Origin of the sequence: Caballeronia sp. LZ033 (assembly GCF_031451265.1) — a bacterium.
In the GTDB taxonomy this organism is placed as follows: Bacteria; Pseudomonadota; Gammaproteobacteria; order Burkholderiales; family Burkholderiaceae; genus Caballeronia.
This window is the reverse complement of the sequence record NZ_JARUXQ010000004.1, coordinates 12,300-29,561: the sequence shown is the minus strand read 5'-3', so window position 1 is coordinate 29,561 and position 17,262 is coordinate 12,300. Positions and strand designations below refer to the sequence as shown.

16 protein-coding genes are annotated in these 17,262 nt (G+C 61.5%); 6 read left to right on the top strand and 10 right to left on the bottom strand.

The genetic code is table 11. From position 1 onward, the window contains the following. Positions 1–60 precede the first annotated feature (60 nt). Entirely contained in the window at positions 61–282 is a 222-nt protein-coding gene (locus QCE62_RS27515) for a hypothetical protein (protein WP_309925417.1), read from the bottom strand. A 211-nt stretch (positions 283–493) separates the two neighbouring features. Here QCE62_RS27515 and QCE62_RS27510 point away from each other — a divergent pair, with 211 nt between their 5' ends. Beyond that, complete coding sequence (locus QCE62_RS27510) at positions 494–1,474, top strand: helix-turn-helix domain-containing GNAT family N-acetyltransferase (protein WP_309925414.1); 981 nt, start codon at positions 494–496, stop codon at positions 1,472–1,474. A gap of 6 nt (positions 1,475–1,480) precedes the next feature. On the opposite strand, the gene QCE62_RS27505 is transcribed toward QCE62_RS27510, so the two are convergent. From QCE62_RS27505 to QCE62_RS27490, 4 genes are all read right to left on the bottom strand, one after another. Next, positions 1,481–2,401 (bottom strand): dihydrodipicolinate synthase family protein, encoded by a 921-nt coding sequence (locus tag QCE62_RS27505; RefSeq protein ID WP_309925413.1) that lies wholly within the window; start codon positions 2,399–2,401, stop codon positions 1,481–1,483. A 14-nt stretch (positions 2,402–2,415) separates the two neighbouring features. Then, positions 2,416–4,128 carry an IlvD/Edd family dehydratase gene (locus QCE62_RS27500; RefSeq protein ID WP_309925411.1) on the bottom strand — a complete coding sequence of 571 codons (1,713 nt, stop codon included), beginning with the start codon at positions 4,126–4,128 and terminating at the stop codon, positions 2,416–2,418. A 120-nt stretch (positions 4,129–4,248) separates the two neighbouring features. Beyond that, positions 4,249–5,571 carry an MFS transporter gene (locus QCE62_RS27495; RefSeq protein WP_309925410.1) on the bottom strand — a complete coding sequence of 441 codons (1,323 nt, stop codon included), beginning with the start codon at positions 5,569–5,571 and terminating at the stop codon, positions 4,249–4,251. A 28-nt stretch (positions 5,572–5,599) separates the two neighbouring features. Then, a complete protein-coding gene (locus QCE62_RS27490; RefSeq protein ID WP_309925408.1) occupies positions 5,600–6,781 on the bottom strand; it encodes a M20 aminoacylase family protein in 1,182 nt (393 codons plus the stop codon). A 133-nt stretch (positions 6,782–6,914) separates the two neighbouring features. Between QCE62_RS27490 and QCE62_RS27485 the strand changes: the two genes are divergently transcribed. After that, positions 6,915–7,808 (top strand): LysR substrate-binding domain-containing protein, encoded by an 894-nt coding sequence (locus QCE62_RS27485; RefSeq protein ID WP_309927467.1) that lies wholly within the window; start codon positions 6,915–6,917, stop codon positions 7,806–7,808. 21 nt (positions 7,809–7,829) lie between these two features. Here the strand turns inward: QCE62_RS27485 and QCE62_RS27480 are convergent, their stop codons facing one another. Continuing rightward, the gene (locus tag QCE62_RS27480) at positions 7,830–8,348 is read right to left on the bottom strand and encodes a hypothetical protein (RefSeq protein ID WP_309925407.1); all 519 of its coding nucleotides are present in this window, start codon (positions 8,346–8,348) and stop codon (positions 7,830–7,832) included. Positions 8,349–8,530: 182 nt separating this feature from the next. Between QCE62_RS27480 and QCE62_RS27475 the strand changes: the two genes are divergently transcribed. After that, complete coding sequence (locus QCE62_RS27475) at positions 8,531–9,169, top strand: YceI family protein (RefSeq protein WP_309925406.1); 639 nt, start codon at positions 8,531–8,533, stop codon at positions 9,167–9,169. Between the two features lie 4 nt (positions 9,170–9,173). Here QCE62_RS27475 and tdh read toward each other — a convergent pair whose 3' ends face one another. Together tdh and QCE62_RS27465 are read right to left on the bottom strand one after the other, a co-directional pair. Beyond that, the gene (tdh, locus tag QCE62_RS27470) at positions 9,174–10,211 is read right to left on the bottom strand and encodes an L-threonine 3-dehydrogenase (protein ID WP_309927466.1); all 1,038 of its coding nucleotides are present in this window, start codon (positions 10,209–10,211) and stop codon (positions 9,174–9,176) included. A gap of 141 nt (positions 10,212–10,352) precedes the next feature. Continuing rightward, positions 10,353–11,555, bottom strand: a complete 1,203-nt coding sequence (locus QCE62_RS27465) for a glycine C-acetyltransferase (protein ID WP_309925405.1) — start codon at positions 11,553–11,555, stop codon at positions 10,353–10,355. Positions 11,556–11,716: 161 nt separating this feature from the next. On the opposite strand from QCE62_RS27465, the gene QCE62_RS27460 reads away from it, so the two are divergent. Further along, on the top strand, positions 11,717–12,313 hold the full coding sequence (locus QCE62_RS27460) for an XRE family transcriptional regulator (RefSeq protein ID WP_309925404.1): 597 nt from the start codon (positions 11,717–11,719) through the stop codon (positions 12,311–12,313). Positions 12,314–12,491: 178 nt separating this feature from the next. On the opposite strand, the gene QCE62_RS27455 is transcribed toward QCE62_RS27460, so the two are convergent. Then, complete coding sequence (locus tag QCE62_RS27455) at positions 12,492–12,680, bottom strand: CsbD family protein (RefSeq protein WP_309925401.1); 189 nt, start codon at positions 12,678–12,680, stop codon at positions 12,492–12,494. A gap of 276 nt (positions 12,681–12,956) precedes the next feature. Here QCE62_RS27455 and QCE62_RS27450 point away from each other — a divergent pair, with 276 nt between their 5' ends. Continuing rightward, positions 12,957–13,313: a DUF2471 family protein gene (locus QCE62_RS27450; RefSeq protein ID WP_309925399.1), complete on the top strand. Its 357-nt coding sequence runs from the start codon at positions 12,957–12,959 to the stop codon at positions 13,311–13,313. Positions 13,314–13,569: 256 nt separating this feature from the next. Beyond that, the gene (locus QCE62_RS27445; RefSeq protein ID WP_309925396.1) at positions 13,570–14,565 is read left to right on the top strand and encodes a tyrosine-type recombinase/integrase; all 996 of its coding nucleotides are present in this window, start codon (positions 13,570–13,572) and stop codon (positions 14,563–14,565) included. 71 nt (positions 14,566–14,636) lie between these two features. On the opposite strand, the gene QCE62_RS27440 is transcribed toward QCE62_RS27445, so the two are convergent. Continuing rightward, positions 14,637–15,836, bottom strand: a complete 1,200-nt coding sequence (locus QCE62_RS27440) for a DNA-binding protein (RefSeq protein WP_309925394.1) — start codon at positions 15,834–15,836, stop codon at positions 14,637–14,639. Positions 15,837–17,262 lie beyond the last annotated feature (1,426 nt).

The following is a 17,262-nucleotide window of genomic DNA, read 5'->3' as shown; positions in this document are numbered from 1 at the left end:
GCTCTCCTTATTTGTACGATTTAGTACACGCACGGGAACGGTATCACAATCGCGTGCGCTTCAGTGCGCGCACGTGTCGGGGCGAACCTTCGTTCCACGACGCTCCGGCGGAACATGGCAATTGTCCACACGCTGCTCGTCGCTGGCCTTGTCGCCGAGGCGTTCCTTGAGCGTCCTGGGCTCGGCTGCCGAAGCCGCGACAGGCGCCGATGCCTGCGTTGCATGCGCCACGTCGTGCAGTGCGACGCACAGGCAGAGAGACAGCGTAAGGCACTTCATCATCGACGTGCTCCTGAATCAGGACTGACCAGCATCGCGTCTGCACGGCAGGGACGCACGCCGATTCTTGCGCTCTCTTCCGGGCGTGTAATTCACAGACGATTGAAGGTGAGCGTTTTCAGGAACCACGCCGAAACGCCGATGGCTTGCGAAAGTTGCACATCGCAACTAATATCGTGCCAGGAAAAACAGTCGCGTGATTGACGGAGCAAGCATGGACATCATCGATACACCCTTTCAGCCGCGCGCCCAGACCATTCTCGAACTGCGCGAATTCTCACGCAAGCTCGTACGCGAACTGGGCTTCATGCGGCATACGCTCGCCGACAGCGGACTCGCGCCTTCGGCGGTACACGCGATCATCGAGATCGGCGCGAAACCAGGCATCCAGGCGCGCGATATCGCCAGCATTCTCCGTCTCGACAAGTCGAATGCGAGCCGCCAGATCGCGCGGCTCGAAGCGGCGGAACTGGTGACGCGGCAGACATCGAGCGACGACGCCCGCTCGTCCGAGCTCTACCTCACCGCGGCGGGGCAGAAACTGCGCCGCAAGATCGACAAGTTCGCCACCGACCAGGTCTCCGATGCGTTGCGGCGTCTCGTACCCGAAGATCAGCAGACGCTGGTGCGCTCCCTCGCGCTCTATGCAGACGCGCTCGCGCAAGGTCACGAGCGCACGCGCACAGCCGCGCCGCCTGTGAGCAACGCACGTATCGTCGATGGCTATCGGCCCGGCTGCATCGGCGATATCGCGAGCCTGCACGCGCGCTTCTATGCGCATCATGCGGGCTTCGGCGTGTTCTTCGAGCGCAGGGTCGCCACGGAACTCGCCGCGTTCGCCGAAGGTTTGCCGGCACCGGGCCGGGCCTTGTGGCTCGTGATGGAAGGCGAGCGCACGCTCGGCTCGCTCGCCATCGACGGCGATCTTAAGAAGCGCGTCGCGCATCTGCGCTGGTTCATCATCGACGGCAGCTTGCGGGGCAGCGGCATGGGCCGGGAACTCATGGCGCGCGCGATGGCCTTCGTCGATGCTCACTACGACGAAACCTTCCTCTGGACCTTCAAGAGTCTCGACGCCGCGCGCCATCTGTACGAGTCGTTCGGCTTCACGCTTGCGGAAGAGGCCGAAGGCACACAATGGGGCGCCACGGTGACCGAACAGCGCTTCACGCGGCGTCCGACGTCACCGGGCTGAGTTGATTCAAAGCCTGACGGCGCGTGACGTCGGCCCGAGACGTTGCGCGAAACGCCGCGCGCATTCGATGCCGAACGGCGTGGGCTGTGCGCCGCGATCGAAGGCCACGTCGAAGCCCATGCGCCACGCGGCGATGCGCTTGCCGTAACAGGTGAGTGTTTCCAGGGACTGCATCACGAAGACGATCTCGGGCAGCACTTCTGCATAGCGTGCTTCGGCTTCCTGCTCGCGGCCTTCGACAAACGCGGTGTGAACCGCGACCTGATGATCGAACGCATCCGGCGCCACGATCAGGCCATCGCAACCGGCGCGCAGATTGTCGATGAGTTCCTGTCCGCCCCGGCCATTGAACACGGACAGCGTCTGGCCGAGTGCATGCAGATGCTCGATGGTCGCGCGTATCGTCACGGCCGGCCCTTCGCCCTTGAGCAGACGGAAGCCGGGACGCTCGCCGGCCAGTTGCGCGAGCGCTTGCGGCGACAGACCCACGCCGAGGTATTCCGGCGCGTTCTGGATGCCCGCCTGCGCGCCCGTGCGTTCGAGCACGGCCGCGAAGAAGTCGTAGTAGAACGACTCGGGCTCGCCGCGCTTCGAAGGCGGCTGGAGAATCAGCCAGGACGCGCCGCGTTCGAGCGCATGATCGGCGAGCGCGGCTTGCGCAGCGACGCTGTCGCCGGAAATCGTCACCGCGAGCGGCACGCGGCCGGCGATGTGCGCAGCGCACACATCGATCATCAAGCGCTTCTCTTCATCCGACAGACGATTCACTTCGGTCGCCAGTCCGAGTGTCACGATGGCCGGCGCGCCGGCGGCAAGCGTCGCGTCGATCTGCATGCGCGTGGCACGTGTGTCGAGCTGGTTGGATGCATCGAAATAGGCGTAGAGCACCGGCCACATGCCGGGCGGAGGCGGAAGTTGCGTGGACATGGATCGCGCTCCGCTCAATGCGAGTCGCGCGGCACCGGCGCGCCGCTCGAACCGACGAGAAAGTCCAGGTCCGCGCCCTGATCCGCCTGCAACACATGTTCGACGTAGAGACGGTAATAGCCGCGTCGCGGCAATTCGGGCGCTTGCCATGCGGCGCGGCGTCTTGCCAGCTCCTCGTCCGATACATCGAGATGCAGACGCCGCGCCGGCACGTCGAGTTCGATCATGTCGCCGGTTTGCACCAGCGCCAGCGGCCCGCCCGCCGCGGCCTCGGGCGACACGTGCAACACCACCGCGCCGTAGGCCGTGCCGCTCATGCGGCCGTCCGAGATGCGGACCATGTCCGTGATGCCCTTCTGCAGCACCTTGCGCGGCAGCGGCATGTTGCCGACTTCCGCAAATCCCGGATAGCCCTTCGGCCCCGCGCCCTTCAGCACCATGATGCAGTGCTCGTCGATGTCGAGTGCGTCGTCGTCCACCTTCGCGTGCAGTTCCTCGACGTTCTCGAACACCACCGCGCGCCCGCGATGCTTCAACAGCGACTGCGTTGCCGCCGATGGCTTGATCACCGCGCCGTTCGGTGCAAGATTGCCCTTCAGCACCGCGATGCCCGCATGCGGCTTGAACGGCTTTGCGAAGGTGGTGATGACCTTCTCATCGTAGTTCGGCGCGTCGCTTACGTTGTCCCAGATCGTGCGCCCGTTCACCGTGAGCGCGTCGCGATGCAGCAGTCCCTGCTCACCCATCTGACGCAGCACCGCCGGCAGTCCGCCCGCGTAGTAGAAATCTTCCATCAGGAATTCGCCCGATGGCTGGAGGTTCACGAGACATGGCACCTCGCTGCCGAGCTCCCAGTCTTCGAGCGTCAATTCAACGCCGATGCGCTTCGCCAGCGCGATCAGATGCACGACCGCATTCGTCGAACCGCCGATGGCCGCATTAGTGCGAATGGCGTTCTCGAAAGCCTCGCGCGTGAGGATCCGGTCCATCGTGAGATCGTCCCTCACCATGTCCACGATGCGCCGCCCCGCCATGTGAGCCAGCACTTGCCGGCGAGCGTCGACGGCGGGAATCGCCGCGTTGTGCGGCAGGCCCATGCCGAGCGATTCGACCATCGAGGCCATCGTCGATGCCGTGCCCATCGTCATGCAATGGCCGCGCGAGCGGTTCATGCACGATTCGGCGTCGACGAATTCTTCCTGCGTCATCCGGCCCGCGCGCACTTCCTCCGACATCTGCCACACGCCCGTGCCGGAGCCGATCGTGCCGCCGCGAAAGCGTCCGTTGAGCATCGGTCCGCCCGACACGGCGAGCGCAGGCAGATTGCACGACGCAGCGCCCATCAGCAGCGCGGGCGTGGTCTTGTCGCAGCCGACCAGCAGAATGACGCCATCGATGGGATTGCCGCGGATCGATTCCTCGACATCCATCGACGCCAGGTTGCGGAACAGCATGGCCGTGGGCCGCAGATTGGATTCGCCGAGCGACATCACCGGAAACTCCAGCGGCAGGCCGCCCGCCTCCCGCACACCGCGCTTCACGTAGTCGGCCAGCTCACGGAAATGCGCGTTGCAGGGCGTCAGTTCCGACCACGTGTTGCAGATGCCGATCACCGGACGGCCGTTGAATTCGTCGTGCGGAATGCCCTGGTTCTTCATCCATGAACGATGGATGAACGCGTCCTTGTCGTTACCGCCGAACCAGCTTTGCGAACGCAGCTTGCGCATGAATGTCCCCTTTTCTTGTTGGCCTGGGGTCCAGCGCGAGGAAGCCTTCGTGCGCCGGACAGGTCGAGTTATACACCTCGTTCGCCTGTCCGGTCCGGATTGCGGCGCGACGATTCAGGCTCAGTCGAGCGTCTCCTGCGAACGCTCGCGCATGCAGGCCACCGCGATCACGGACAGCACGCCGCAGCCCATTACATACCAGGCAGGCGCCATCACGTTCTTCGTGATGACGATCAGCGAAGTGACGAAGAACTGCGCAAAGCCGCCAAAGATTGCGACGCCGAGGCTGTAGACAATGGCCGCGCCCGTCGCGCGCACGGAACGCGGGAAGAGTTCGCCGAGCATCGCGCCGGTCGGGCCGACGTTGAGCGAATGCACGATGGACAGCACCGTCACCACGGTGAGCAAGGTGCCGGTGGTCGGCACTTTGTTGAGCAGCACGAAGGCCGGCCAGATCGCGATCATCAATGCGATGCGGGTAACTTGAGCAAGCCGGTTGCGGCCGATGCGGTCCGACAGATAGCCGCCGATCGGCGCCACGACGAAGAGAATCGCGCCCGACACGCAGCCTGACAACATCGACGTCCAGCCCGGTAGCCCGAGCGTCTTCACGCCGTAGATGGACAGGTAGAACACGATGATGAAGTGCGCCGCGGTGCCGCCGATCGTCAGGCCCAGGCCATTGAGCACGGCGCGGCGATGTTCGCGCAACACCGTCACGAGCGGGAGCTTCGCCGCCTTCGGCGCGGCTTCAAGGGTATCGCGGGGCGCTTCTTCCATCGTGCGGCGCAGCCACCAGCCGACCGGCACGATCGCCGTGCCGATGATGAACGGCACGCGCCAACCCCAGCTTTCGAGTTGCGCCTGAGTCAGCGACGCGGTAAGCGCCACGCCGGTCAACGCGCCCGCAAGCGCCGACAAACCCTGGCTGGCGAACTGCCAGGACGCATAGAAGCCGCGACGGTTGGCGGGCGCCTGTTCGAGCAGCAACGTGGTGGACGCTCCCACTTCCCCGCCCGCCGAAAATCCCTGGATCAGCCGCGCCAGCACGAGAATGATCGGCGCGGCGAGGCCGGCTTGCGCGAAGGTCGGCGCGACCGCGATCATCGCGGTGCCGAGCGCCATCAGGCCGAGTGTCAGCAGCATCGCTTTCTTGCGTCCGGCGCGATCCGCGTACATGCCGATCAGCAAGCCGCCGACGGGACGCGTGAAGAAACCCACGCCGAAGCTCGCCACGGCGAGCAGCAACTGGCCGACTGGATCGTGCACCGGAAAGAACAGCTTGCCGATGACGAGCGCGAAGAACGCATAGACCGTGAAGTCGTAGAACTCGAGCGCGTTGCCGACAGCCGCCGCCGCAACGAGGCGCGTGCGCGCCGCCCGGCTGGCGGAAGCCGGAGCAATGGATGAGGAAGTGGCGCTGGCAAGTGTGGACGTATTCATCGTGAGTTCCGCGGTGTCGGACCGAAAGTCAGTCGGCGAGCCAGGCTTCGGCCAGGCGCACCCAGTAGCTCGCGCCGGTCGCGAGGATGTCGTCGTTGAAGTCGTAGCCCGGGTTGTGAACCATGCAGCCGCCCTTCGACCCGACGCCATTGCCGATCCACGCATACGTGCCCGGGCACGCTTCGAGCATGAAGGCGAAGTCCTCGCTGCCCATCAACGGCTTCGCAGCCGGTTCGACGCGCTGTGCGCCGAGCATCTGCACGGCGACCTCGGTGGCGAACGCCGTGGGTCCTGCGTGATTCACCAGCACGGGATAGCCGAGTTCATAGTCGATCTCGGCGGTGCAGCCGTAGGCCAGCGCCTGCGCGTGGACAAGCGCGGTGATGCGTTCCTGCAGCAGCGCGCGCACGCCTGCATCCAGCGCGCGTACCGAGAGCTTCAGCAGCGCGGTTTCAGGAATCACATTGTTGGCTTCGCCCGCCTGCATGCTGCCCACCGAAACCACCGCGGGCTTCTGCGCATCCACTTCGCGCGCCACGATGCTGTTGAGGCCCAGCATGATCGAGGCGACGGCCGGCATCGGATCGCGCGCTGCATGTGGCATCGCGCCATGGCCGCCGACGCCGCGCACCACGATATTCACGCGATCCGACGATGCCATGCCCGGACCCGGCGTGAAGAACATGTCGCCTGCGGGCAGGCCGGGCATGTTGTGCAGGCCGAATACGGCATCGCACGGGAACTGTTCGAAGAGTCCGTCTTCGAGCATGGCCCGCGCGCCCGCCTCGCCTTCCTCGGCCGGCTGGAAGATCACGATCAGCGTGCCCGAGAACTGGCGGCTCTCGGCAAGGTAGCGCGCGGCGCACAGCAGCATGGCGGTGTGGCCGTCGTGTCCGCATGCGTGCATCGTGCGGGCGTGCTGGCTTGCGTGAGGCAGTCCGGTGGCTTCTTCGATTGGCAAGGCATCCATGTCCGCGCGCAAGCCGATGCGCTTGCCGCCCTCGCCCTGCTTCAGCACTCCGACGACACCCGTCCGGCCAAGCCCGCGATGAACTTCATAGCCCCATTGCGCGAGCATCCCGGCGACGAGTTCGCTGGTCCGGGTTTCTTCGAAGGCCAGTTCCGGGTGCGCATGGATGCGCCGGCGTACTTCGACAAATTCCCCCGCGATGGCTGCAATGCCGGGGATTACAGGTTCGACTGACAACATGAGGCTCCTCCTTGCTCGATGCGATTCAACGTGCACCAAGCATATAAAGCCGAAAAGCCAACCAAAAGACGGTAAATTGAATGCGTGATTACTGATAGTTGTCGGTGCTAACCCTAGGGTGTCGGTCATGAGCATGAAGTATCACCAGCTGCGCGCGTTTCTGACCACGGCCGAGCAAGGCAGCATTCGCGCCGCGGCGCGCAGTCTGCATTTGTCGCAGGCGGCGCTGACCAAGGCCATCAAGGAACTGGAACAGGATCTGGGCGTGGCGCTCGTGCTGCGCACCGCGCGCGGCGTGCAGTTGACCGCGTTCGGTCAGCAGTTGCGGGTTCGTGCGCATCTGATCGTGAGCGAGATGCGCCGTGCCGAAGACGACATCGCGCAGATGAAAGGCGCCGGTGCGGGCAGCGTGAGCGCGGCCGTTACGCCGACCGCGGCGCTCTCGATCCTGCCGCAGGCTTATCGGGCGTTCAGGCGGCGAATGCCGGATGCGCGTGTGAGCTTTATCGAGGGCTTTCCAGGCGTGGCGATGCCGCGTCTGCGCGACGGTTCGCTCGACTTCGTCGTGGCGGTGGTCGTGCCCGAGCTTCTCGCTCCGGAATTCGATCACATGGAGCTGTATGAGAGCCGCTCTTCGATTGTCGGGCGCGCGGATCATCCGCTGCGGCATGCCACGTCGCTCGCGGAATTGTCAGAGGCCGAATGGCTGTTGAATCCGTCGCCGGAAAGCTCGACTCAGGCGCTGCTCGACGCCTATGCGAAGCGCGGGCTGGCGGTGCCGCGACGCGTGATCGAATGTCCGAGCTTCATCATCGCGCATGGTCTGTTGCGCGGATCGGATGCGGTGGCGTCGATGCCCGCGGGCTTGCTCGATCATCCGTGGGCGCGTGACGGACTCGCGGTGTTTCCGGTGGCGGATCCGTTGCCCGCGGTATCAGTGCGCGTGATTACGCGGCGCGACAGTCCGCTGACGCCGGCCGCGACGATGTTGGTCGAGTGTTTGAGAGATGCTGCCCGGACGGTGTGAGGGGGAGCGGGATCGCCTGGCTCAGAACTTCACTCGAAGCATGAAGCCGAGCGTGAACGGAAGATCGCTCGATGGAATGGGCGGAATCAGAATGATATTGGCGCCGACCCGTTTGTATTCGAGCATGATCAGCGGCGCGGCCACGGGACCGACCGTATGGTTATGGCCGATTCCGTAGCTGCCATAGTCATAGCCGGAGATCAGTCCGGCCATGACCGCGAAACGGACATACTGCCAGTGCAGGAAATCCGGGCTCCACACACCGCCGCCATAGAAAGACGGTTTCGACAGCGAATTGCGGAAATAACCGCCCGTCACCGCCCATTGCGGCGCGACCCAGCATTCGACGCCGATACCCGGATTGAACTGCTCGAAGTCCTTGTCCGGATGAACGTGATGCGACGCGATCATCGCGTCCGCCCAGAGACCGTCGCCGCACAGACTTGCATGAGCGGCGGATGTCCAGCCGGACGCCAGCACTGCGGCAATGGTCAGCAACACGGAATGAAACGATCGGAGCCAGGGTAGCGACAGACGCATAGGTTCTCCGCCATCGCGTGGCAGCGACGGCGCCTTTTTTTGAGAGAGAGGGCGAGGCGAACTCTACCGGATCGCGTCATTATCGGGTGGACGCACGAAATCGACGTGACGGCGGGCGTGTGTTTCCAAGGCGTCCGATCCGATCTTCCAGTTCGTAATTTCCGTATTCGAGGTAGTGAGCGATGAACGTTTTGAAGGCGCTAATTTCAACCAGTCTTGTCGCGTCGATGATGGCCTGCACGCCGTTGCAGGTCGTTACGCACCATGTGTCGTCGAGCGAATCGAGCGTTCCACCAGGACAGTATCAACTCGATGCGCATCACTGGAATGTGAGTTTCGACGTCGATCATCTTCACTATTCACGCTTCGTCATTCGATTCGACAAGGCAAAGGCGCAACTCGACTGGATTGCGGACGGATTGTCCGGCAGTTCGGTGCGAGCGACCATCGATGCATCGAGTGTCAACACGAATGTACCGCTGCTGGACCGCATGCTGAAGGGACCGGACATGTTCGACGTGGAGCGCTATCCGACAATCGTATTCGTCAGCACGGGCTTCCAGCGCACGGGTGACGACAAAGGCACGCTGACGGGCGACCTGACCATTCGCGGTACGACGCGGCCGGTCGGCCTGAACGTCACCTTCAACGGGCACGCGGTAGATCCGCTCACGAAGCTGGAAACCTTGGGCTTCTCGGCCGATGGACACTTCAACCGCTCACAGTTCGGGCTGACGACGTGGTATCCGGCAGTCGGCGACGATGTGCACGTCGCCATCCAGGCCGAGTTTTCAAAGCCGCGCGCGGATTCGGCGCAGTGAGGTGTCAGATTGTTTCTGCGGTCCAGTCGAGTACGACCTTGCCGCTGTTGCCGGAGAGCATCGTGTCAAACGCGCGTTGATAGTCGTCGACGGGGAAGGTGTGCGTGAGGATGGGTGAGAGATCCAGACCGCTTTGCAGCATCGCGACCATCTTGTACCAGGTCTCGAACATCTCGCGACCGTAGATTCCCTTGATCTCAAGTCCCTTGAAGATGACCTGATTCCAGTCGATGGCAGTCTGCGCCGGCGGGATACCCAGCAGCGCGACCTTGCCGCCGTGATTCATCGCTTCCAGCATGGCGGTGAACGCGCTCGGTACGCCGGACATCTCCAGTCCAACATCGAAACCTTCGGTCATGCCGACTTCGCTCATCACGTCGCGCAGATTTTCATTCGACACGTTGACGGCACGCGTTGCACCCATCTTTCGCGCGAGCTCGAGCCGGTAGTCGTTGACATCGGTGATCACGACGTTACGTGCGCCGACATGCCGCGCAATCGCCGCCGCCATCACGCCGATGGGCCCGGCGCCGGTAATCAGCACGTCCTCGCCGACGAGGTTGAACGAGAGGGCGGTATGCGTTGCGTTGCCGAATGGATCGAAGATCGCGGCGAGATCATCCGAGATGTCCGGGGGAATCTTGAACGCGTTGAAGGCGGGAATGACGAGATACTCGGCGAACGCGCCTTCGCGATTCACACCGACGCCAACGGTATTGCGGCATAGATGACGCCGCCCCGCGCGACAGTTGCGGCAAAAGCCGCACGTGATGTGACCTTCACCCGATACACGGTCGCCGATGGCAAAACCGCGCACCTCCTGGCCCATCTCCACGATCTCGCCAACGTATTCATGTCCGACGTGCATTGGCACGGGAATGGTCCGCTGCGCCCATTCGTCCCATTTCCAGATATGAATATCGGTCCCGCATATCGCGGTCTTGCGAATGCGGATGAGGACATCGTTATGGCCGACTTCGGGCCGCTTCACTCGTGTAAGCGTGAGGCCCGGGGCGCGTTCCAGTTTGGCGAGAGCTTTCATTGCTTTTGGTCCTGACGGTGGTCTTGACGGTTTGTGCTGGAATCGCGTGCATGGAGTGGTGCGGGCTTGTGACCCGGCACGCGTCCCTTGGTGCTTAGGCGGCCGTTTCAAGCTTTATGCGCATAAAGCCTGCCTTGAGGCTCAGCGAACGACGCCGAGCGTGCGCCCGACGCGTGCGAATGCATCAACCGCGCGATCGATCTGTTCCGACGTGTGGGCTGCACTCATCTGAGTGCGAATACGGGCACGCCCCTTGGGCACCACGGGGTAAGAGAAGCCGATGACATAAACGCCCTCGTCGAGCAGCGCATCGGCCATCTTCGACGCAAGCTGTGCGTCACCCAGCATGACGGGAATGATGGGATGCTCGCCGGGCACGAGATCAAAGCCCAGCGATGTCATCGCCTCGCGGAAACGCCTGCCGTTCTCCTTGACCCGCTTGCGCAAAGAAGCGCCTTCGTCGCTGGCAAGCAGTTGGAGCACTTTGAGCGATGCTGCCGCAATGCTCGGCGCCAGCGAGTTCGAGAACAAATAAGGCCGGCTGCGTTGACGCAACAAGTCGATGACTTCCTTGCTTGCCGCGACATACCCGCCCGATGCGCCACCCAACGCCTTGCCCAGTGTCCCCGTGAGGATGTCCACGCGATCCAGCACGCCGCAGTGTTCCGGCGTACCGCGTCCGTGCTCACCGATGAAGCCGACGGCATGCGAATCATCAACCATGACAAGCGCCTGATAACGATCGGCGAGATCGCAGATGCCGGCGAGATCGGCAATGATGCCGTCCATCGAAAACACGCCATCGGTCGCAATGAGCTTGAAGCGGACGCCGGCCGCGTCGGCTTCCTGCAGACGCGCTTCGAGGTCCGCGAGATCGTTGTTCTTGTAGCGCAGACGCTTGGCCTTTGAAAGTCGTACGCCATCGATGATGCTTGCGTGATTCAACTCGTCGCTGATGATTGCATCCTCTTCGGTCAGCAACGTCTCAAATAGGCCGCCGTTGGCGTCGAAGCAGCTGGAATAGAGAATGGCATCTTCGGTCTTCAGGAATTGCGCGATGGCGTGCTCAAGTTCCTTGTGCACCGTCTGAGTTCCACAGATGAAGCGCACCGATGCCATGCCGAAGCCATCCTTGTCGAGCCCGTCCTTGGCTGCATCGATCAATCGGCGATCGTCCGCCAGCCCGAGATAGTTGTTCGCACAGAAGTTAAGCACGCCGTTTCCGTTCGCAAGGCGAATGTCTGACGACTGCGGACAGGCGATGACGCGCTCGGTCTTGTGAAAACCGGCAGCCCTGATTTCTTCGAGTGTCTCGCGGAGATGACTGAGGTATCGGTCGTTCATGGCAAATCCTCGTTCGTGGCGGCCGGTAGAGGTTGCACGCAGTCCAACATGCGTGCGCGCGCAACCAATAGCCCTGTTATAGTCCATTCAATACGCTGAACACGTTCGATATTTCGAACATATTTCCGATATACCGAACACTCTAAGGGATTGTGGGAGTCATGGCAAGTTCAGGACCGGAAGGAAAGGCAACCGAATCCGCCGGCGCGACTCCGCCGCGTGTCGGCGAGATGATTCAGCGCTTGCGCAGTGAGCGACAGCTGACGCTCGACGACCTGTCTCGCGCGGCGGGTGTGTCGAAATCGATGTTGTCGGAAATCGAACGAGACAAAGCCAATCCGACTATCGCGGTTGCATGGCGACTGACCAATGCGCTCGGGATCAGCCTCGATCAACTATTCGCGCAACAAAGGCCGGTGGAAGCGATTCGCGTCGCCAGCCCCCACGACATTCCGACCTTGACCGGCGACAACGGCGGCTATCAGCTGCGTGTCTGGGGGCCGATCGAGCTAGCCGGTAAATTCGAGTGGTATGAACTCACGCTGCAAACTGGTGCGGCGCTTACTTCGGAAGCTCATGAACCCGGCACGCGCGAACATCTCACCGTGCTGAACGGAGCTATAGAGATCAAAGCGTCGGGATCGGCACGTCGACTAAAAGCAGGCGATACCGCGCGTTATGCGGCAGATGAAGCGCATGCGATTTGCAACGTCGGACGTGCTGAAGCCAAGGCGCTCCTTATCGTCATTCATGGGTAGCTGCTGCGGTCTTTACCGCTGCGGTGGGCTTTATGCGCATAAACGTCTGACGTCGCGCTCGACTCGACATGCCTAAGGTTCCTTGGACCGATCGGCATAAAAAAAGGACGCTCAACGATGAGCGTCCCACTTCAAAGCGGCGCAACCGATGCGCCAAAATCGCCTCGGTCAGATCCGCTTACGGATTTTTTTTGACGCTGTCCTTGACGTCTTCGCGTGCATCGCCCACACCCTTCTGCACCTTACCGGCGGCTTGCTGCATATCGCCCTTGGCTTCCTGGACCTTGTCGCCCGTCATCTTGCCAACGCCTTCGTTGATCTTGCCCTTAACTTGCTTGCCAACGCCTTCCACTTGATCCTTGTTCATATCGGTTCTCCCGTGTCTTGCAGCGTAATGGGTGCGCTATGCGGTTCAGACGTACTCAACCGCTCTCAACCGCTCTCTGCGCGCCTCGCCCAGGACCATTCCCAAGCATGGCTCCACAGTGCGCTTCGTTGGCAAGCGCGCATAGCGGCGGATGTCTGAAAGACGCGTAGGCGGAATCGCACATACAGCCGCGACCAGTAGCGCGACGCTAGTTTCATCGCACCAGTACTGTATATTTATACAGTACAATAAGACCAGCTCGCAAAGGGGTGAATCATGGAGTCGAACGGCGAAAGTCTCAGCAGAAGGCAGTTTGCTCGTGCGGTACGTGATCTGGAACGCATCACACGGCAGATCGCCGCACGCTATATCGACAAGGGCGTGCCGCTGACCTGGCGCCTCCTGCATGCCATCGAAGCAGAGGCCGTCGCGGATCTGGGCTTCGCCGGGCGGCACGAAGCCACGCTTCGCGAACTCTTCTCGCGGCCTGATAACTTCCATTTCCCTCAGACCGACGACGTAGTCGACGTCGCTTCGTCCGACGCCTTACCCGCAGTATTCGCGTTCGCTGTCGACGCCTACGAGCGCGCTGCTCGACATGGCCGACCGCAACTGGCAATCGCCGCGCACTGAGGCCAAGCGTCCTGGCACGCGGGACAATCCGCGTGCTCCCACGAGCATTAAATTCCCGCCGAAGCCACCCGATGCTTCCTCAGCGGGTGGCGAGAAATCAGAGTTCTCTCATCAGTGAGTTTCGCGGGCTACATCACCGCACCCGACTCGCGCAGCACGAGCGTTCCGATCTCTATCACAGCGGTGCTTGACGTAGAAAGCACGAGGCACGACCCTGTGCACAGTGCAACACAGCGAGGCACGCGCTACCGAAACCATGCCGAACACTTCCGATCTCTTCGACCAACAGCGCGCTGACTGGCAAGCCGACCCTCACTCGGCCTTCGACGCGTGGCTTGCTCAACAGGAGTTCCGCGCATCGTCGGCGGACGTTTATCGCGCGCAATGGGGCAACTTTCTCGAGTGGCTGACGTCTCGTCGCGCGACGCTGAATACGGTGCAACGGCCTGTCATCGAACAATTCGTGGCGCAACTGGACATTCGCCGGCCGCAGCGGATGCGCTATCTGCGACTCATCGAGCGCGTGCTCGATCATGTGCGGGAAGTCGAATCGGCGGCGACGAACCCTGCGCGATTCATCGCGCAGGATGGAGACGCGGCATGGCGCAAGGCCCGCGACAACGAGCCAACCGGCTTTCTCACGCACGACGAGCGTGCCTTGCTCATCGCGCATCTGCACTCGCCCCTGAGCTCGCTGCTGGCCGGCCAGCGCTGGAAGGAGCGGCGCGATCGGGCGCTGGTAGCGGCCTTTCTTGGCGCCGGCGTGAAGACGGGCGAAGCGGCGCAGCTGACCGTCGAGTGTTACGCAACCGGCGCGCCGTATCTCACCGTGGACGCGGCCAACCCGTTGCTGATCCGACAGGCGCGCCTCGCGCCGTTCGCGCTCGATTTGCTCGACCAGTGGATGGCAGAACGCAAAGCAGCGGGACATGCCGGCGATCTGCTGTTCCCTGCGGCATTGGCCGGACGCTCGATGCACAAGGCGACCATGCTGCGTGCGATCGACGCCGTCGTGGACGCATCCGGCATTGCCGCATCGCGCGTCGCCAGGGCGAGTCCGCAAACACTTCGTAACACTTACGCAGCTGAACTGTTCGAGAACGGAACGGATCCAGACAGAGTTGGGCAGTGGCTCGGGCTTCAGCAGACAGTGTCAGCACACCGCCTCTATCGCGCGTGGCAAGACTGGATGGGTGAGCAGATACGGGAGCGAGATCTGGCCCATGCCCATGAATCGGGCGCCGATACGTGAGCCCACGACGCCTCGACAGTGGTCCCGAAAATCCTCACCTTTGATTTTCGGGTGCATTGCTCTGCTGCCACTCAGGGATGGTTGACGCGGCTGGAGCGGAAAAACTCATCCACCGCCGCCAGTTTCGACGCCACCGCGCCCGACGTTCTTTCGCAATGCGGGCAGGAAAGCTCAAACTCATCTTCGTGGCGCTGCATCTCGGGCTCGCCAGCATCGCAGCCTGGACAGACGATCGGCGTGACGACGTAGTTGTCGACCTGAGTGCCGAGCCCGGCGATTTCCGCTGCACTCAGGCGCCCGTCTCCCGCCAGCACCGCGAGCAGTTCACCAATTTCCTTGCTGACGCTCGCTTGGGTGCTCCGGAGGTCGCGCTCGCGCACAAGCGCGTCGATTTCATCGGATTGAACGCGCACTTGAGACTCAAGCCTCTCAGCGCGGCTTCTGGCCGCGCTCAGTTGCTGAATGAAGTCGAATTCCTTTTGACTCGTCTCGCGCATGCCCGCTTGGTATGTGGCTGCCATGCCACGCAAGGAGTCGAGTTCGACGAGCATGGGCCTTACACGCCGTTCCGCTTCCTTGACGGCATCCTTGATTTGCTGAGCGTAGTGCTCTGCGCTCTGACGCATCTCGTTCTGCAGTTGATCAACTCGGTCGTGCAGACGTGCCGCCGTTGATTGCTCCTGTTGCAGACGAGCGGAAAGCGCTTCATTCTCGGTTTCCCAACGAGCGACAATCTCGCGCAGGCCCGCCTGTGCCTCAGCCCGCTGATTTCGGAGTGAGTTCAGTTCGGCTTCGAGCACGGCAACACGCGCGACTTCGGCCTCGGCGCGCGCATCCGCCCGTTCTCGCGCCTGCTCGGTCGCTTCACAGCGAATGTCTGCGTCGCGAGCCTGAGATTCAGCGGCTCGTATGGCAGTATCGAGATGAGCCCTGTCTTCTGCAAGCGCGCTACGGGCGTGCTGAAGTGCGTCGTCATAGAGCGCGGCGAACAGCTCGCCGGCGCGATCTCTTAGCGATTCCGGAATCGCGCCCGCATCAAGTCGGGGACGAAGCGTGGTCCGTACCTCGGTCCAAAAGGCGTCGATGTCTCGGGGAATATCGCTGGCGCTGCCGATTTGCGTGATTTCACGCACCGTCGTTACCGATGGCCTGACGCCGAAGTCGAAGAAGAGACGTTTGCAGGCATGTTGGGAAAGATCCTGCCGCCGCGCGCCGTTGGCTCGCATTGTCTCGATTTCATCTCTAAGCGCGGTGCGAAAGTCTGGATTCATAGCTTAAACGCCAATATCGAGATATCGATCATAACGTTTTACGTTCTGTTTGATACTAATTTCAAGTTTTGCAACAGCGTTGCTCGGGTTTGCCATGATGCTGGCCGGAATAGGTCATGCTGATCGACGCTCAAGGCGGCCTATTCGTGAAACATAGTGAGCTAAAAGCCTCAACTCTATGTTTTTTATGAAATTAATGCTAGCGCGTTCTATGCGCTGCTGTTTCACGAAGGCTGTTTGCTGTTTGTCCTCTTCTGAGGACTCGCGGTGCTTGAGAGTATTAGAAAGTAAACACCTTTGAACCTAGTTAAAACCGTTAACGCCAAGCGAAACCCTTGATGGATAAGGCTTTGCGCGCGATTGGGTGAGAACCTCCGGGATGGATGGTGAAGCTCTACGGGAAGCTGCGGTGATGAGATTCGGGGAGCATCGTGAGTTCCAACAGGAGGCATCGTGAGCGGGTTCAGGGACCGTGTGTTCTGCAGCGGTGAGGCTTTCCGGGAACCTGGCAGGCTCGATACGTTGATTTGCATGCTGATTATCGTTGGCGAGCCCAAGTCATAGGTGAGAGTTTTCGGGAGCAACCGAAGAGGGCGAAATTTCGGACTGAATCGGCAATTTTTACGTATCGGTGAGGCGATTCGGGACTCAACGCGCTATGCGGGTGAGTCTTTTCAGGCGCCAAGCGGTGCTGGCCTCGATTTTTGCTTGCTGAAACCGGTAAAGGTGAGAGCTTGCGGGAGTAGCCAACGCTGATTTGTCTTCCCTTGTCCTTTGGAAGGCCTCTATCGAGCCTAAGGTGAGAGTTTTCGGGACGTCATCTCTATGCTGACTCGTTCGTTTTTGATGCAAGTCACAATCAGAAAGGTGAGGAATTACGGGACGCGGCAGTCTCCCGGCAGTTCTTCGATAAGGGCGAAACTTTCTCTTTTTCTGAAAAATACTTCTAAAACAATGGGTTATAGATGACGCGAAGTTTCGGATCCGGCGAAAGGTGAGACATTTCAGGAGCTGTCACATCCACCGCGGCGAGAGCTGGTAGGGACAAAAGGTGAGGTTCTACAGGTGCTCTTACGCTCGAATAGGCATGAGGAAAGCGAGATAAGTGCTTGCAAAGACGAGAGTTCTGACTTGCAGTTGCTGAAAGGTGAGGATTTTCGGGAGACGCGTTACGGTTGGTTTGAGCCTTCGCGCCAACTTTGCTGGCTTAAGGTGAGGCAATTCGGGAGCTGGCCAGGCACAAAGGCGTGTCGAATGGGCATCGTGAAGGCATATGCACCAAATGATTTCGGGGGAAAGGTGAGGTTTTCCGGGAGATATCTCGGATTGATTGGGCCATCCAGGCACCTCGTGGCATCCGTCGACTTCATTCGACGCCGATACACGCACTGCATGGCCACCACCGGCGCACTTCGCCAGCGTCATC

Excerpts from the sequence above, each read along its gene's own strand:
- QCE62_RS27440 (WP_309925394.1), bottom strand. The coding sequence starts at position 15,836 with ATGAATCCAGACTTTCGCACCGCGCTTAGAGATGAAATCGAGACAATG.
- QCE62_RS27490 (WP_309925408.1), bottom strand. The coding sequence starts at position 6,781 with ATGTTGTCAGTCGAACCTGTAATCCCCGGCATTGCAGCCATCGCGGGG.
- QCE62_RS27495 (WP_309925410.1), bottom strand. The coding sequence starts at position 5,571 with ATGAATACGTCCACACTTGCCAGCGCCACTTCCTCATCCATTGCTCCG.
- QCE62_RS27500 (WP_309925411.1), bottom strand. The coding sequence starts at position 4,128 with ATGCGCAAGCTGCGTTCGCAAAGCTGGTTCGGCGGTAACGACAAGGAC.
- QCE62_RS27455 (WP_309925401.1), bottom strand. The coding sequence starts at position 12,680 with ATGAACAAGGATCAAGTGGAAGGCGTTGGCAAGCAAGTTAAGGGCAAG.
- QCE62_RS27475 (WP_309925406.1), top strand. The coding sequence starts at position 8,531 with ATGAACGTTTTGAAGGCGCTAATTTCAACCAGTCTTGTCGCGTCGATG.
- QCE62_RS27510 (WP_309925414.1), top strand. The coding sequence starts at position 494 with ATGGACATCATCGATACACCCTTTCAGCCGCGCGCCCAGACCATTCTC.
- QCE62_RS27465 (WP_309925405.1), bottom strand. The coding sequence starts at position 11,555 with ATGAACGACCGATACCTCAGTCATCTCCGCGAGACACTCGAAGAAATC.
- QCE62_RS27480 (WP_309925407.1), bottom strand. The coding sequence starts at position 8,348 with ATGCGTCTGTCGCTACCCTGGCTCCGATCGTTTCATTCCGTGTTGCTG.
- QCE62_RS27445 (WP_309925396.1), top strand. The coding sequence starts at position 13,570 with ATGCCGAACACTTCCGATCTCTTCGACCAACAGCGCGCTGACTGGCAA.
- QCE62_RS27450 (WP_309925399.1), top strand. The coding sequence starts at position 12,957 with ATGGAGTCGAACGGCGAAAGTCTCAGCAGAAGGCAGTTTGCTCGTGCG.
- QCE62_RS27505 (WP_309925413.1), bottom strand. The coding sequence starts at position 2,401 with ATGTCCACGCAACTTCCGCCTCCGCCCGGCATGTGGCCGGTGCTCTAC.
- QCE62_RS27515 (WP_309925417.1), bottom strand. The coding sequence starts at position 282 with ATGATGAAGTGCCTTACGCTGTCTCTCTGCCTGTGCGTCGCACTGCAC.
- QCE62_RS27485 (WP_309927467.1), top strand. The coding sequence starts at position 6,915 with ATGAAGTATCACCAGCTGCGCGCGTTTCTGACCACGGCCGAGCAAGGC.
- QCE62_RS27460 (WP_309925404.1), top strand. The coding sequence starts at position 11,717 with ATGGCAAGTTCAGGACCGGAAGGAAAGGCAACCGAATCCGCCGGCGCG.
- tdh (WP_309927466.1), bottom strand. The coding sequence starts at position 10,211 with ATGAAAGCTCTCGCCAAACTGGAACGCGCCCCGGGCCTCACGCTTACA.